This window comes from Neobacillus sp. NPDC058068, from assembly GCF_042885335.1.
Taxonomy (GTDB): Bacteria; Bacillota; Bacilli; order Bacillales; family Cytobacillaceae; genus Neobacillus.
In genome coordinates this window covers 239718-256902 of sequence record NZ_JBHVSI010000003.1, presented here as the reverse complement: position 1 = coordinate 256902, position 17185 = coordinate 239718, and the positions used below count along the sequence as shown (strand labels likewise).

Genomic DNA, 17185 nt, shown 5'->3' with positions numbered 1-17185 from the left:
CGCCCCTATCTATTTCAAGAAAATAGATAAGGACGTGGTTTAGATCCACGTGGTACCACCTTAATTTACTGTTTGCTCACGCAAAACAGCCTCTGCAAGTACGTGAGCGCAAATGATGCTCCTTATACTGTGGTATGGATAACGAGTACCAAATCTCGTCGGAACCTACTCCAACCTTTGCAGATTGTTTCAGAACGAAGCTCGGAGGCCATTGTTCGGATTCGTATTTTTGCTTCTTTTCAGCTCCCGAAGCTCTCTGTGAAAAATAACATAATCGTACTTTCCCTCTTCAACGCTTTAAATCGTGTATTTAATTTGAAAATTTATTCAATTATATTCTGGATAGTCGAAATAGTCAAGCAAAAAAACCATGGGGACAGGCACCCCTCCCCTGCAAAATAATGTATATCCATATAGAAAGTTCGTAATATTAATAATAAAAAAGAGGAGAGCTTGTATGGATTTTGATTGGGTTTGGAAAACTGTCATCATTATAGTAACAGGATTGATATTGTTACGGATTAGCGGGAGACGGTCGATAGCTAGAATGACTGTACCACACACAGTGATCATGATTATGATTGGTACATTAATGATTCATCCAGTGGTAAGTAAAGGGCTTTGGCCTACTATTGGAGCCGGGACCATATTAATACTAGCTCTTATCATAATTGAATTCGTTGAATTAAAATTCGATGGATTTGAATCTTTCGTTTCTGGTAAAGCTATACCAATTATTGAAAAAGGGGAAATAAATGAAAAAAATTTAAAAAAACTTAGATTTACGATAGATAAATTAGAAACACTTCTACGACAAGTAGGTGTTACTACGGTTAGCGATGTCCAATATGCTACATTAGAGGTGAATGGACAATTAGGATATATGTTAAAGAAAGAGAAACAACCTGCAACAAAAGAAGACATACAAAATCTTATTCAATTAATTCAAACTGGTAAACTCCCCTCTCCTATCAATCAGTCAACAGATCTTAAAGAGAATATATTTACTGAGGTGGTAAACAAAAAGTCTCTCACTTAATCACCCAACAGATTGGAATGAGTTCCCCCGGGAATAACCGAAATATCCCCCTTAACGTCAGGGGGATATTTTAGTGTACTTATTATTATATTCGTTTTACTTTTGCTTATCTTTCTTGTCTTTCTTATCTTTCTTATCTTTCTTATCTTTCTTATCTTTCTTATCTTTCTTATCTTTCTTATCTTTCTTCTTGTCCTTTTTGTCTTTCTTATCCTTTTTGTCGTTCTTATCCACCTTGTCTTGTTTTAATTCGTTGTCGAGCTCCACATTCTGATAGACTTCGAGTGTCTCACTTTGCGTTTGATTCGTGAGTTGGGTTTGTATAGACTCTAAATCATTATCCAGAATATTTGTAAGCGGCGCTTCTACCGCTTGTTGCCAAACTTCTAAAATCTCGTTTGCCACCCGATCCCATTCATAATTCGCAACTGCCAGTTCTCTTCCTCTATTCCCCATTCTTTTCATAAGAGATTTATCCGATAAGATGGTTGTAATTTTATCAGCAAAGCTACTTGGATCTTCCGGATTTTCTACGACCAGCCCATTTTCATTTTGGATAATTACTTCCGCGTTTCCTCCCCTTGCAGTTGTAACAATCGGAAGGCCTGCTGCCATTGCTTCATAATGAACGCGTGCTAGCGGTTCTTGCCAAAGGGAAGTACACACAAATAAATCAGCTGATGCAAACCATTTTTGAATTTCACTTGGAGAAACGAAACCCGTTGCTACAACCGGTATGGATTGTTTTTTTGCCAATGCCCTAATATACGCGACATAATCCGTTACTTCATCTTGACTAAACCATTTACTTCCCATAACTACCAAAGCTAAATCTTTGAATTTTGTTGAAAGCTGAGGTAATGCTTGAATTAACTTATCTACCCCTTTGTTTACCGAAAGCCTTCCGGCAAATAATAAAACGGTTTTATTCTCTAAACCGTGTTGTTTTCGAATGGAATTTCGAATTTCGCGCATTTCTGGATGGTTTCCAGGTAGGAAACGCTCGGTATCTACACCTGAATAAATGGTGCGGATATTAGGGACAGATTCGGGATAAAGAGTACGGATGACATTTCCTACATAATCACTTACGGTTACAATATTGGAAACCTCTTTCAAAACTGCTGTTGCCTCAGTTGTGTCAATTTTTTCGATACTGAACATATCATTGTGCATGCTTAAAGTAATTTTTGCATTTGGCGCTGCACCGCGGATGGGCATGACAAGTCGGGGGCGATTAAAAATGTGGATAAGATCAAAAGAATTGTTTTGGATAAATTGTACGACCTCATCTCGATATATTTCCAATACGATCCCTGGAACACGGACATATTGAATGCCGTTCATTATTTCATTATCAGGGAGAGACGGATGACTAATCCCGATCACTGTAATATCATGAAATTTGCTTAAGATTGGGAGAGTTCCGGATATATACGTTTGTATAGCTCCTCCTAAAACAGGAGGCACAGGAAGTTTTTCTGTACAAACCATTAATATCTTCATATTTCCCTACTTCCTCCAATCATGTTGAATTTCATTTAACGCAGGCCATTTTGATTGATCCGTGTCGACGATCGTTTGAATTAATTGAGTGGTTGTTTCATTTAAAAATAGTTCCGGTTCATATACGACTTCTTTAATATTTTTATAAAATTCATTAGGAAGGGAGAAATCGATCATTAATAGTTCATAAAGTTCAGGTGTTAGTGGACTTGCCTCATGGTAAGCCCTTATCATTTCTCGTATCCATGTCACATCCCAATTAAATAAATCGGACATTGTACCTGAAATTAGTTTCCTTAAATCACGAATTGGCAGGTCGTAGGCGACACCATCCAGATCAATAATCCACATACCGTTCGATCCCATTTGGCCGTTTGACCAACCGTAGTCCTGGTGTACGAGCCCCCAACTCTTATTCCCTTGTTCAACTAACGACAAATAACTCGATTGATTAAGGTCTGCTAGACTTTTTCTCGCTTGTTCTTGAAATGTATCTACAACATTCAATATCGATTGACTTGCCGGCATCTCCTTATAAGCATTAGCAATGTTTCGGAACCAATCCATTTTCGTGATGACTTTTTCATAGCTCTTTGGCCATTTGGCCAATCTTGAAGCAATTTCTGCTTGACTTGGTGGAATATACCCCTTGCTTAACTGGTGGAATTCACCAAGCGCATAACAAAGCTGTTTTGCTCCTTCCAAATCTTTTGTTACCGGTGCCAATGGTTCAATCCACTCGGCAACAAACCATAATTTCCCGCCTGCCTCAATATACTCTTGTCCATTTTTTGTTTGGACGATTCCTGGAACTCTTGCTCCCTTAACTTCGACCAAGTATTTTTGAGCTCCAAGGCTAAACATACTTCTAGTTGGTCTTCGATGTAACAGTTTTAAACTTTTTGGCCCTGCATTCGTTTCAAGTTTCCATATGGACCCACCTTTATCTGGCTTCGTTGTCACCACCTGCATGCTGTTAACTTGAAAACTATAATGTTTCAAAACCTCATCAGCTAGCGTATTAATATAATCCGGAATAAAAAATTCATGCGTAAGCTCATCCACTTCCCATGGTACGATAACAATATTATCCAATATATCCCTCCTACCTTTTTGAGCACTCAAAAAGTGCAAAACATTTCTAACTCGGAATAAAATGCTCTAGAAATCGTCCTACTCTGCTTAGTAATAATCAATTGGCCATACTTAATCATATGTAATTGTCCAAGCATGGTGAGAGGTTAGGTGCGGATTCTTTAGAAAAGTGTGCGAAGCAGGGGGACGGTGCTCCTGCTTCATCAAGTACTCAAAGCATAAGAACCGTCCCCGTGCTTCCTGCTTCCGGGACAGTTCCTCCGCCCCAAGACTAAAGTCCTTAAAAAAATTTTTAATATTCAACAAAATTCGCAAGGATAGGAGACAGGTTGAGTAAATTTATAGTACAATAGGAAAAAGATATTCATAGTTTCCTGTTGTAAACCCTTTAGAATCATTAGCTTTAAACCTTTTAACTTCTTAAAAGAGCAGCCTCTAACTATCATTTATAAGGGTGAGAAGAATGAAAGTACTTAATGAACAAAGTCTTGTAACAACAAGCACAAAAAATAAACCACTTCATTTTTTAGTAAAACAGATGATTGATACTCTTTTAAGCCTTTGTTTATTAATTCTTCTTTTCCCATTTCTTATCATCATTGCGCTTGTCATTAAGCTTGATTCGCGCGGTCCTGTGTTTTACACACAGGAACGCATTGGGCTGGATGGACAACCCTTTTTGATCATTAAATTCAGAACGATGTACATAGATGCCGAAAAGCATGGACCGCAATGGGCTAACCAAAATGATGCCCGGATTACTGCGGTTGGTTATTATTTACGGAAATACCGGATCGATGAAATTCCTCAATTTATAAATATATTACGCGGCGAAATGTCGATTATTGGCCCACGGCCGGAACGATTAGTCTTTATTGAAGACTTCGAAAAGGAAATTCCTCATTTTCGTAACCGCCTCCAAGTAAAACCAGGGATTACTGGCTGGGCACAAATTAACGGCGGATACGATATAGACCCAAAGGAAAAATTAGATCTCGATTTATACTATATTTACAATTATTCGATTTTATTAGATTTTAAGATTATATTGAAATCAATTCCCGTTATTTTGTTCGCCAAAGGATGGAGATAAGACAGTGAAGCGGATTCTCTTTTACGAAAGCCGTCCAGAATGGGGAGGAGCACAGAAATGCGAGCTTGAGCTTCTAACGTCGCTTGACAGCGATTCACTAGAGACCTATTTTGTCACTTCAACAGACGGACCGATGAACGGTCGTGTAAGCGCTGCAGGAAAAGCCGTTACACTGATTCCAATCCATAATGCCGTCGATAAGATTCGAAAAGGACAAGTCAAAACGGGAGCATTCTTTTTCCTTTCGCAAGCAATCAATATGCTCCCGCATTTATTTCACGTTATTTCCTACCTTCGCAAGAATCAGATTGACCTTGTATATACGAGTCAATTCCGCTCCCAGCTCCTCATTGGCTGGCTGGCGAAACTGTTTGGACGAAAGGTCATCTGGCATCTCCATGGGGAGGAACAGCTGAATAATCTTTTAGGAAAAATAAGCGTAGCAGCCGCTGATAAAATTATTGTCGTTTCAAACACATTAGCAGAGCGCTACCAGCAACAATTTCCCAATCAAAAGACTAAATTCAGCGTGGTTCATAATGGTGTCGAGCTGACAACCACATTATCCGAACGAAAGAAGGAAAGTTCCACCTTTACGATCACCATGGTTGGAACAATAATTGAAGGAAAACGCCAAGACCTTGCGATTTCAGCTGTCGACCGGCTGAAGAAATTGGGCAATAACGTTCAGCTGAATATTATCGGAGAGAAACCTCCATGGCATCCAGAAGACTATAAACATTCCTTGCACGAACATGTACGTCAATTGGGGCTCGAAGGCTCTGTCAACTTTCTCGGCTGGGTTGAAAATCCTTGGGAGCTTTTACTAACTTCAACTGTTTTCATTTTGCCCTCGGATACCGAAGGACTGCCGCTTTCGATTATTGAAGCCATGGCTTTAGGGCTGCCAGCTATTTCGACAAATGTCGGCGGTATTCCGGAGTTAATTGAAGACGAAAAAACCGGTTTTATCATTAAGCCCGGAAGTCTGGATGAACTCGTTGAAAAGCTAACACTGCTGCTCGAACAGCCAGCGCTATGTGAACAGATGGGGCATCAGGCACGAGCAAGGTACGAAGCACATTTTACTAGAAAATCGTTTATTAAAGGAGTTGCAGGTGTCATTAACACCGTTGGCAAATGAAAATCCTCTATTGTATAACCGGTGCGGATATCGGCGGCGCTCAGAAACATCTACTGTATTTGACGGAATGGTTTTCAAAGAAAGGACATGAAGTCCATGTCGTGCTCGGCGAAGATGGACCACTAAGGGAAGAGTTAGCGAAGCAGGAAATTGAGACTGCCGTGATACCTATCCCAAGAACCATCAAGATATGGGAAGATACGAAGGCAATATCGAATTTATTTCTTTTTATAAAAAAAGGAAAATATGATCTTGTTCATTCACACAGTTCAATCGCGGGTATCATTGCGAGATTGGCTGGTTTTTTAAATAGAATCGATAAAAATATTTATACCGCCCATGGCTTTGTGTTCACGGATCCCACTTTATCATCGAAAAAGCGAAGATTTTATCTTCTGCTTGAAAAGGTATTCAGTTGGGTTTCTACGGACATTATCACGGTGTCAAGCTTTGACTTTACACAAGGAATCGATCATGGAATTAATCGAAAGAAATTGTCTGTTATCCATAATGGGATCCCTGAAAAGCAAATCATTTCGTTTACAGATTGGGAATTATTGCAGCAACGTCTTCGCAAGCGTGATCCCAAGGTTGTTGGCTTTGTCGGCCGTTTTGCCTCGGAAAAGAATTTGGATATGCTCCTTAGGGTAGCTTCGCGATTCAGAGGGCAAAATGTCGAGTTTTGGTTGATTGGCGATGGTCCATTATATGGTCATTATCAAAACGAGATTAAAACGCGAAACCTTGAATCGATTATCAAGTTAGAAGGAAATCAGGACAATGTCCTCGAGTGGATGGACCAGATGCATGCGATGGTGATTACCTCTCATAAAGAGGGGCTTCCCTATGTTTTGCTTGAGGCATGCGGCCGGGGACTTTCCGTTATCAGTACAGATGTCGGCGGGGTTAAGGAAGTAATCGACCCCGATGGGACGAAGAACCTTTTAGTAGAAATAAATGATGATGAAGCCATGTGCCATCGGCTTACTACTATACTAGCAAACGATTCGTACCGTGAGGAAGTAGGAAGGTACTATTTGGAACTTGCGAGCGGGTTTACAGTGGAGCAAATGTGTCAACAAACAGAACAGGTTTATTTAAAAGGAAAACGATAAGCCCCTATCGTTTTCCTTTTTTTATTATTTATTCGCTTGTGTAACCATCTCGAAAATCTTCATATCTTTTATCCAAACTTCGCTTGCTTCTCCCCTTAAATCCATCCCCCTGACGACATAAAACGGACCTAAATTCGGGTACTTCTCATTAGTACGTCTGCTGATATTAGAAATTTGCACGATTCTAGTATTTGCGAGGACAAAATCCGTAATCTCTTTATCTCCAACCGTTTGGTTTTTAGAAGGATTTGTTTTTGCCGGATTCGTATTTTGTGCAGGCTTCTTCCCGCTATCCGTGTTTTGTGTGGTTTTATCATTCTTATTATCCGACGGTGTTGTCTTGTTGGCATTACCATCGTTATTAGATGCTGGTTTGCTTGTATCTGTATTTTGTGATGATTTAGTTCCTTGATCCGTGTTTTTTGCTGCTTGATTCTCTTGATTGGTGCTTTGGTTTTTTTCAGTTGCTTTATCGCCCGTTTTAGTTGCTGCAACCTTTTTATCAGCAGCATTCGATTCTTTCTCTTTTCCAAAACAGCCGCTTAATCCTATTAACGATACCGATAACATCAAAACTAGGATGATTTTCCCATACAGCTTCATACTTTTCCCCCTACTAAATTATTCAAAATATTCACCTTACTTAATTATACCCCGTTGGCCCCGCTTACATCAATGAAAATAACTATCAATTCCTTTCGGAAAAATCGAGCGGTGACAGGCACCTCTTTTTACCATATAATATAATATAGTAGAGTCCAACATACGGGGGTTAGTTCATTGGTCCCATTATCTCTTAAGAGGAATGTTTCCTATATGTTACTAGGAAACCTTATTTATGCCTTATCCCAATGGGGAATCATTATGGTTCTCGCAAAATTAGGTTCTCCCAAAATGGTCGGGGGATTTACGCTGGGATTAGCAATAACCGCACCGATTATTTTAATATTCGACCTGCAATTGCGGTCTGTACTAGCCACAGATACAAAGGAAGAATTTTCGTTTCGCAGTTATCTTACCCTTAAAGGGATAAATAGTTTGCTTGCGATACTCGTACTTGGAATCGTTATCATTCTAGGCGGATATCAAGGACAAGCAGCTGTCGTTATTTTTCTGGTAGGTATTACCAAACTGATTGAATCTGTTATCGAGCTTCATTATGGCTTGTTTCAAAAACAGGAAAGAATGGACATGATCGCAAAATCCCTTATTATCCGGGGGTGTACATCTGTATTCATCGTTGCGGTTCTAATCACGTTTACGCATAGCCTTTTGGTCGCTGTAGCCGGCTTTAGTCTATCCTGGTTAGGATTACTGATTATTCTAGAAATACCAAAGGTGAAGAAACTGGATGCCTTTCACGCCTCATCCGTAAATGTCCAGGCAGTCAAAAAGCTATTTCTTACGAGCTTCCCGCTTGGGTTAGTGATGATGATGATGTCTCTATACGGAAATATTCCACGATACGTAATTGAACATGCAGCAGGTACGGAAGCTGTCGGCTACTTTTCCGCCCTCTTTTATATCGTGACAGCTGGTAATCTAGTGATTAACGCCATTGGACAAACCATCAGCCCCAGACTGGCAAATTACTTTAACAATGAAGAGTACACACCTTTTTCTAGATTGCTAACAAAATTTATCTGTTTTGGATTTATATATGGTTTATTTGGAATTTTAGCAGCCCTTTTAATCGGCAAACAAGTCCTTAGTATTTTCTACACACACGATTATGCACAGTATAATAAGGTGTTTGTCCTTCTGATGGTGGCTGGAACTTTACTGTATTCAGGTTCTTTTGTTGGAATTGCGCTAACGGCCATGAGGAAATTTTCGATCCAGCCGCTTCTTTCAATTATTTGGGTCCTTTCAACCATCGTTTTAAGTGTTCTATTAATTCCTCGATATGGATTAACTGGAGCGGCTGTCGTAACGATTATGACGGCGGCAATACAGCTTCTTACACTTGCGGTTACAGTGCTGTGGTATTTGTCAAAAGCGAAGAAACATCACAATCTTACAACAACATATACCTCTAACTAACGGAGTGATATCAATGACATATCGAGTACTTCATGTGTTTACTGCCATGAATGTGGGCGGCGCCGAAACAATGATCCTCAATTTATACAGGGCGATAGACCGCGAAAAGATCCAATTTGACTTTTTAGTACATACCGACGAAATTGGCTATTACGAACAAGAAATAATCGCCTTAGGGGGCAGGATTTTCAGACTCCCAAATCCAAGATTGAACTATCTGTCATCCTACCAAAAGCAATTATTTCAGCTCTTCAGCCTGAATCAATTTGCTGCCGTTCATAGTCACCCGCATTTCTTTAGCGGCTTTATTTTGAAAGCAGCAAAGAAAGCATCGATTCCGATTCGGGTTGCACACAGTCATACAACCTCAGATGGGCAAAATGCAACTATTTTACGGCGGCTCTATCGATCATTTATGAAATGGAATCTGCGAAAAAACGCCACACATCGGCTTAGCTGTTCTGTGACTGCGGGGGAATCCCTATTTGGAAAAAATGTAGTTACGAACGTATTACCAAATAGTTTCAATCTGCAGACCTATGAACAAGTTTCTGCAGAAAATGAGTCCAAACAAGCCGATTCGATTGTCATCGGGCATGTTGGCCGCTTTGACACGGTCAAAAATCACTCATTTTTCATAGAAACATTTTATCATTTCAAACAAAAATATCCGCAAGCGTCTGCAGTACTCGTTGGCGACGGACCGGAAAAGAATACGATAGAAGACTTGATATGCGAGTATCAATTACAAGATTCTGTAAACCTGCTGGGAATTCGGTCCGATATCCCAGAGATATTAAGCACATTTGATATTTTCCTATTCCCTTCCATTTATGAGGGTCTCGGCAATGTCATCATCGAGGCGCAAGCAGCAGGCGTCCCCTGCTTAGTATCAGATACTGTTCCGAAGGAAGTCGATTTAACAATGAATCTCGTAACCTTTAAAAGTTTAATAAATGGCGCAGAGGCATGGGCAGAAGAATTAGCGGACTTAATCACCCAAAAGGAAAGACCGAGCTGGGATGAACGGAAGAGGAAGCTTAAAAGGTTCGGCTACGACGTTGTCGAAAACGCAAAATACCTTGAGAGGCTTTACAGTGGCTATTAACATGAAAAAAATAAATTTTATTCTTTTTACAATGATTTACTTTGCTGCTTCAATAGTGCTTATGGGCAATCCCTATCGACCTCTTGCCCCGGCGTTAATTTATGCTAGATATATTCTTATTTTACTTGGCTTTTCCCTACTAATCTTAATTTATTTTAGAAAAAGTAGACTGACCATTTTACGATTTTCGTCCTTTTTATCGATTTATATTTTTATTATCTGGATTTTATTTAGTCTATTTGTTGCACTATCAGAAATTATTCATCATACATTTCCTTTTCAAGGATTGTTCTTTTTATTAATTGTCCCATTTATCTACTTTACGGTCATGCCTTTTATGACAAAACTAAGCGGTCCAATTGTTTATCAATCGTTATTTGCCGCTAATTTTCTTTATATTCTAATTTCTTATTTAACAGTACCAGTTGATTTTCTACCCTATACAGGGCTAGCAGCAAATCCAAATGGGTTTGGACAAATAGCGGCAATTGCTGTTATTAATGGTTTTTTTATACTAATAAAGATGGCTAAAAAGAGAAAGCTAGCAAAGATTCTGCTTATTACATCCATTTTTCTTTCACTTGTTAGCGTAATTCTTTCATCTAGCCGAACATCGTTTATCGTTGTTGGGATCATCACCTTGATCCTAACTGTTCATTTTATCGTTTCACGAAGGAATTTTAAGCCATTTCTTATTATCATAATAGTAGGATTAATTAGTTGGTTTTCCCCTATCAAAGAAATGTTTTTACATGGAATGATAGAAAAATTTTCTTCGACCTATAATGAAGGAAATCTCTTTAGCGGTCGAACGGGTATCTGGAAGGTCGTTGCCCAGGATTCTTCTTTATTTGGAAATGGGGAAGACTACTTTCAAAAATTTTTTGAAGGCGCTCATAATAGCATTGTTTATATACTTGGTGTGTATGGTATTATTCCCGCCATTTTATTAACCGCTTTTCTTCTGTTTTTAATTATTTTAGCATTCCTTCATACCATTCGAAGTAAAAGAGACAAACTGGCCGTTTTTCCATTTGTCATCATCGTTACTTTTACGTTATTTAGTATGACGGAAGCCATGTTTGGACTAATCGGGACCGGAATTTCAGTTGCTTTTTATCATATTGTTGGTTTATTGCTTTTTAACAGGGAGGTAAATATAGAAACTAAAACAGTGGCCATAGAAACAAAAAGTCCTTAATCTTAACATTGGAAAGGAAAATGACTTTGGAACGGAATGATACAATCGATTATATAAAGTTTTTTGCGATATTCTTTGTTGTTTGTATTCATACTTTCCCATTCTCAACATATCATTTTGCAGGAATTGATGGCGAAAAAATAAATTTTGTTATTAACGTTTTTGCTCGTTTTGGCGTTCCCTACTTTTTTGTTATCTCGGGATATTTATTAGGACAGAAACTTAAAAATACTAACCAAAAACCAGACTATATAAGGAAATATTTATTAAAAACCACAAAATTACTTGTTGTTTGGTCACTGTTCTTTTTTCTTTACGATGTAATAATGATTGCTTTAAAGTCCTTTTTACAAGGATTAAATATTAGATTGGAAATTGGCAGTTACCTAGATTCCGTGTTCCAGATCACAAACTTATACTATGGAAACAACAATGGTACATCCTATCACTTATGGTATTTAGCTGCATTAATTTGGTCAATTATCATCTTATCTTTCTTTATTAAAATTGGAAGGATTAACATCCTATTATTGGGTAGTTTTATTTTGCATTTAACCGGATTATTTGGGCAATCCTATTCTACCTTTTTAAAAATATCTTTTGATACCAGGGATGCCTTATTTTTCGGATTATTTTATGTGACATTCGGGTACTATTTATCCATTAATTTCAATAAGATGAGATTAAAAGGAAAATCAAATCTACTTCTTATTTTGTTGCTAGTTTTTTGTCTTTTACAAATCCTGGAGGGTGAATTGTTAGTATCCAATTTAACGGGAGTTTGGGGAAACTATTACTTCTTTACCATTCTAACAACTATAACTTTAATGTTATTTGTCCTTACTAATCCAAAGAAACGGCATTCTTTCATTAATAAAGTAGGAGCAAATTCGGTTGGTATTTATGTGATTCATCCATTATTGATCAGTTTAAGTTATATTGCCGTAAATATTCTTCAATTAAAATCAATCACACACACCTTAATCTGGAATCTATTATTTACTCCAATCATTTTTATTTTGTCTTATTACATCTATCAGATTTTACAAGTAATAAAATTGAAGATGAAGAAATTCTTAAGATTTAAGAAGGCAAAAAAAGAGCAACTGTTACAATAAAACACACGACTGGTACGCGAGTCGTGTGTTTTTTGCCTTTTGCTTTAAAGACGATAAAAATCATACGGATTCTCTTTCTGAAAGGAAAGACTAACCCCATGGTCTTTGTTAAGAGCAAAAAAGCATCTGCTTCGAATAACAGCAGATGCTTTTTTGCTATATTTTATTAGCTTGCAGGCCAGATCGAGTCTGCCCATTCTGGGTGATCGATGAATGGATTGCGATTGCCTTGAATGGATTCAATGACATCATTTCTGTGCTTTTCAAAGGCATCTGGTGGATCCATTTTGCTCCATTGCAGCAGAACAGATTTCTTGCCGTGGAATGGAGTTGGATAGGTATTCACCTTGTCAGCTAGTTCAAGATTAATCTCGCCGCCATCGCCCTCATAGCGAACATCCATGTACATGAGCATTCTCGCAATGTCACCTTTCACACGATTAGGTGGCTCAAAGGAATCGCTATCATAGAAACAGCCTTCACACTCACCTTGAGGTTTGCCGCCGTTATCAAAATCTAAATGACCGCGGGTGCTGTTGACGGATGCATCAGCCGGGCGTAAATGGTGAATATCTGTTCCCGGGCCGACACTTGTTCCAAAGTTACCATGAGATTTTGCCCAAACATGTTCACGATTCCAGTCATTTACACCTGAACCAAACGTCGTTTTTGCTTGTGAACGGCCGGTGTAAAGCAGGATGACATTGTTCGGATTGTTTGGATCTTCGTCTGTTTTCTTTAATGCTTCTGTTACCGCAGCATACGTTAATTTCTTTTGTACTTTAATAATATTGTGTAACGCAAGCTTCAGATCAGCACCTGTTTTACCGGCTGCCGGCTGGTAATATGCTTCCACATTACCCCCGGTTGCAGCCGTCACCGTTACCGTAAACGTGGCACTAACCGTTTTCGTGCCGTCATTTGCTGTAACCGTCACATTGACCGTTCCTTCCAAAGCAGTTGGAACCGTTAACGTTGATCCCAGAATGGTGCCGGCAGTAGCCGTGTACGTTAATACGTCACCATCTGGGTCCGAAAAATGGTCATTTAAATTAATTGAAACGGGTGCACCAACTTGCACCGAAACATTTGGTAATGCTTTAGCTACAACAGGGGCTTGATTCCCTTTTGGTGGAGATACCGGAGCCGGAATCACTTCACCGCTAACCTTTGTAAATTTGATGCTAGAAGTGTCGACGCCGTCTTTCACTGTCCACTTCTGAACTTTTTCAACGCCTCTGATTTGACTGATATTGGCGTTTGAAATAACGACTTCTTTCACCTCATTGCCGCCAAGGTCAATCACGGCTCCTGGTGCGGTTGGGCTAAGCGTGATGGCCGTGTTCTTTAAGCCGGCACCACTTAATTTCGCATATGAACCTGTTAACACAATGCCTTCTGAAATCACAGAATCAGCACTTACCGTAATATCAGCACCTACATTGTTTACCGTTAACTTCTTCGTAGTAAAGCCGTTTAAGTTGTAAACCTTAGTTCCTGACGGCGGTGTAACTGGTGGTAAAATTTCGCCGCCCGCTGCTTTTAATTGTGTTTGAATGAGTATCGGATCATGGTCACTTGCACGACCATGCACATCCATGAAACCAGAGTTAATGTGTAAAATGTCGACTGTTGTATTCGGTACCATATTGTTGGTAACTAGGACTTGGTCTAGTACTTGCGCGTTACCTTGATAAGAGTAATTGTAGCGCTCATTAGCAGGAACTTTGTCAATCATGTTGGATAATTCGTTCCCTTTAGCAATTTCTAATGTTTTCGTGAATTCAAAATCATTGAAGTCTCCAAGTAAGACAACGTTTGCGTTTGCATCTTTTGCTTTCACATTTTTTACGAAGTTATTCACAATCGCTGCAATTTTATGACGTTGAATTTCACTGCTTAAAACTGGCGGCTGCGTTTTCCCGAATAACGGTTGGTCGCCGCCTTTAGAGTTGAAATGGTTTGCTACGACGATTATGCTCTGGCCTTGGAAATCAAATTGAGCTGCAAGCGGCTTACGGCTTGAATTAAACGCAGAATTTGTTGGATCAATTCGGCCAGGGTTTAAGGTAAGCTTGCCATTTTCAAAGCCAACTGCTTGTGTTGATGTACCTTTTTGTGCTCCAGCAGTTAACGATACACGGTCCTTATTATAAAGGAAGGCAACACGGATGTTTCCGCCAGGTGCGCCGCCATCTTGATTGTTAACCGGAGCAATTTCTGTGTAAGCGTAGGTTGGTCCGCCAAGTGTTTTGATCTTATCAATAATCTTTTGGGCACTTTGTGTTCCATCTACTGTTCCGTTGTCTGTTTCCCCGTTGTTATCTTGGATTTCGTTTAATCCGATAATATCAGGGTTTTTCATCTTGTTGACAATTGCATCGCCAATTTTTGTTACTTTATCATCCGGTGTAACGGTTGAGAAGTTCTCAACGTTATACGTTCCAATCGTTAATTTATCTGCTGCTGGCGTAATTTTGGTTGCCGCGCGAACGATTGGAGTTTCAGTTAATTTTGGCAACGTAGGTTCTTGCGTCATCACTTTAAAGTTACTGTATCCGTAGTTAACAATACCCTTAATCGCACCTGTATAATAGTCTCCCATTTTAGCGCGGTAGGATTTGTTAGCTGTGGCGCCATTTCTTACATCGACACCAATTCGATTCGGGTTCGAATTGGTTGCAGTAATCCGTAAACCGCCTGGTTCGACATTTGTTGGATAGTCTTTTGGTACCACCCAAACTAGGCCGTCTTTTTGCAATGCAATGACTTTTGGATCATCGACTTGGACATACATGCCTTCAAGGCTTTCCCAGAAATCAATTGCATCTTCCTCAGGATCAAATACACTAAATTGGTCATTATCAATGATTTCCGGCGGGCAGATTCGGTCAACGCCCAGTCTGATTGGTGCCGGAAGTGGTGCCGTGCCATTTTTCGTAATTGTTGTTGCTTCAATTTCTGTAATCGTTAAGTCTGTTGTCGTTTTCTCAGCGTAGCCTTCACCATAGTATTCTGTTACTTTACCAGATACCTTCACGCGATCACCGATGGATACACCGTGAGCCGATTTAAAGACAAGAATCGCATCAGAAGTGTTCGGATCTCCATCACCGACTAGGTCTTGGATGAAGAAGCGGCTTGTTCCATCAATATACGTAACAACGCCCTCTACATCTGTAACCGTCTTGCCGTTAAACGGTGATGTGTGTGATTTACCTTGAATATCATAAATGTGAATCGCGCCGTCTTGGATCACATAATCAAAGCTAGCAACAGGACTATTAGTCATGCCTGCTTTCACGGCAACTGCTTTAATTGTTGTCGCTTTATTAATCACGATTGGCTGTGAGTATACCGGGCTTGCTGCTGTTGGTACACTGCCATCTACAGTGTAATGAATCGCTGCACCGGTGGTACCTGTTGCTAAGGTAACTTCTGTTCCTGCTTTTACCAAGCCGGCACCAGGAGTAGCAACAACCGATTGGACAATACTAGAGTCTTTAATAATGTCGCCTGCATTTCGCGGAAGTAATTGGTATACCCCGCCGAATTGACTAAGAACTCCGGTAATTTCTTCATAGGTTGTGCCAGTAGTAAGCATGGCTGCATCGGTCGGGCGAACTTGGAAGCTTGTCCCATCAGCATCTGTTGCTGTATAGTTACCTCCAGCGAATGCGCCGACTGTTACATTTTTCAATTTTAATAGAGTTGCTTCTTTGCTTTCTTGCAAGTCAGCAGCTTTTACTAGTTCAGCGGCCGGAACGGCTTCTGTACCAGTAACAACAATATTTTCATGACTGGCTTCAATTTCAAGCAATGTTGAATACTCTGTCAATTTACCTGATACGGTGATTTTATTTCCCGGTTGAATCGTTGTACTATCTGTTGGTGTGTAGGCAACAATTCCAGCTGTCGCATCTTGGAAGTAAATCGCTCTTCCTAACACAGCGGTAACGACACCACTTGTTTGAACGTTCGATTGAAGAGCCATCGCTCTGACTTCAGCAATCGTATTTGCTTGTAAAATCGTATAAGCGAATGTTGCGACATCACTGTTAGTTAAGCCCGCTTTAATGGCAACAGCTTTGATGGTTACGGCTCCATTGATGACAATCGGAGCTGTATATGCAGTGCTTGCTGCCGTTGGTTCCGTGCCGTTCGTTGTGTAATAAATTTTTGCATCAGCTGTTGCTGTTGCTAACGTGACTGTTGTTCCAGCTGGTACTGCACCAGCTTCTGGAGTAGCTGTAACTGCACTAACTTTCGTTGGATCAGTTACATTAACAAACTCCATGGATGTAGCATTTTTTAATCCAGGCATACTATTATATGCCAATAAATCGCCCGAAATTAGGACCTTTTTCCCAATATTCGTTGGATTGGACTGTAAGCCATGAGTTGCTCTATAGTTAGTTGGGATCTGAACATTAAGCATTTTTGCTTTATCTGTTTCTGATGGTGAATCTGCGATGGAGTAGTTGAAATCACTTGAGAATTTACTTGGATCTTGCGTTATTGCATTGCTTCCTGTGGCAAAGGCGACAATATATCCTTGAACAGTGGCTTTACCGCCAGCAGCATTCTTCGCAATAGCTTCTGCAACGGTAATATAATCGGCAGCTTTTGAAACATTTTGAAAAGGAACGAAAAGGCTAACTAGTAAGGCAAAAATTAATCCGATATTCAATATCCTTTTCTTCGTCTTATATCTCATTGTATC

General features: G+C 39.6%; 12 protein-coding genes and 1 other annotated feature. Of the genes, 8 read left to right on the top strand and 4 right to left on the bottom strand.

Annotated elements, in window-relative coordinates; all coding sequences use genetic code 11:
* Positions 1–25: 25 nt before the first annotated feature.
* Positions 26–302 (bottom strand) — a binding site (T-box leader).
* A gap of 155 nt (positions 303–457) precedes the next feature.
* Positions 458–1039: a DUF421 domain-containing protein gene (locus ACFVSW_RS05385; protein ID WP_387313158.1), complete on the top strand. Its 582-nt coding sequence runs from the start codon at positions 458–460 to the stop codon at positions 1037–1039.
* A gap of 96 nt (positions 1040–1135) precedes the next feature.
* Here the strand turns inward: ACFVSW_RS05385 and ACFVSW_RS05380 are convergent, their stop codons facing one another.
* Positions 1136–2545, bottom strand: a complete 1410-nt coding sequence (locus ACFVSW_RS05380) for a glycosyltransferase family 4 protein (RefSeq protein WP_387313157.1) — start codon at positions 2543–2545, stop codon at positions 1136–1138.
* 6 nt (positions 2546–2551) lie between these two features.
* Complete coding sequence (locus tag ACFVSW_RS05375) at positions 2552–3640, bottom strand: CotS family spore coat protein (protein ID WP_387313155.1); 1089 nt, start codon at positions 3638–3640, stop codon at positions 2552–2554.
* A 463-nt stretch (positions 3641–4103) separates the two neighbouring features.
* On the opposite strand from ACFVSW_RS05375, the gene ACFVSW_RS05370 reads away from it, so the two are divergent.
* Genes ACFVSW_RS05370 through ACFVSW_RS05360 form a run of 3 tightly spaced genes read left to right on the top strand, consistent with a single transcriptional unit; the run spans position 4104 to position 6992 of the window.
* Positions 4104–4733, top strand: a complete 630-nt coding sequence (locus tag ACFVSW_RS05370) for an exopolysaccharide biosynthesis polyprenyl glycosylphosphotransferase (protein WP_387313153.1) — start codon at positions 4104–4106, stop codon at positions 4731–4733.
* A gap of 4 nt (positions 4734–4737) precedes the next feature.
* Positions 4738–5877, top strand: a complete 1140-nt coding sequence (locus ACFVSW_RS05365) for a glycosyltransferase family 4 protein (RefSeq protein WP_387313148.1) — start codon at positions 4738–4740, stop codon at positions 5875–5877.
* Positions 5874–6992, top strand: coding sequence for a glycosyltransferase family 4 protein (locus ACFVSW_RS05360; protein WP_387313146.1), 1119 nt, complete (start codon positions 5874–5876; stop codon positions 6990–6992). The genes ACFVSW_RS05365 and ACFVSW_RS05360 overlap by 4 nt, the downstream gene beginning before the upstream one ends.
* Before the next feature lie 24 nt (positions 6993–7016).
* On the opposite strand, the gene ACFVSW_RS05355 is transcribed toward ACFVSW_RS05360, so the two are convergent.
* Entirely contained in the window at positions 7017–7595 is a 579-nt protein-coding gene (locus ACFVSW_RS05355; protein WP_387313143.1) for a hypothetical protein, read from the bottom strand.
* A gap of 177 nt (positions 7596–7772) precedes the next feature.
* Here ACFVSW_RS05355 and ACFVSW_RS05350 point away from each other — a divergent pair, with 177 nt between their 5' ends.
* The 4 genes from ACFVSW_RS05350 to ACFVSW_RS05335 are packed head-to-tail and all read left to right on the top strand — an operon-like array spanning position 7773 to position 12462.
* Complete coding sequence (locus ACFVSW_RS05350; RefSeq protein ID WP_387313140.1) at positions 7773–9035, top strand: oligosaccharide flippase family protein; 1263 nt, start codon at positions 7773–7775, stop codon at positions 9033–9035.
* Between the two features lie 13 nt (positions 9036–9048).
* Positions 9049–10143, top strand: a complete 1095-nt coding sequence (locus ACFVSW_RS05345) for a glycosyltransferase family 1 protein (RefSeq protein WP_387313137.1) — start codon at positions 9049–9051, stop codon at positions 10141–10143.
* A complete protein-coding gene (locus ACFVSW_RS05340) occupies positions 10133–11344 on the top strand; it encodes an O-antigen ligase family protein (RefSeq protein ID WP_387313134.1) in 1212 nt (403 codons plus the stop codon). The genes ACFVSW_RS05345 and ACFVSW_RS05340 overlap by 11 nt, the downstream gene beginning before the upstream one ends.
* A 26-nt stretch (positions 11345–11370) precedes the next feature.
* Positions 11371–12462, top strand: coding sequence for an acyltransferase (locus ACFVSW_RS05335; protein WP_387313132.1), 1092 nt, complete (start codon positions 11371–11373; stop codon positions 12460–12462).
* A gap of 166 nt (positions 12463–12628) precedes the next feature.
* Here ACFVSW_RS05335 and ACFVSW_RS05330 read toward each other — a convergent pair whose 3' ends face one another.
* Positions 12629–17179 (bottom strand): endonuclease, encoded by a 4551-nt coding sequence (locus ACFVSW_RS05330; RefSeq protein ID WP_387313130.1) that lies wholly within the window; start codon positions 17177–17179, stop codon positions 12629–12631.
* Positions 17180–17185: the final 6 nt, after the last annotated feature.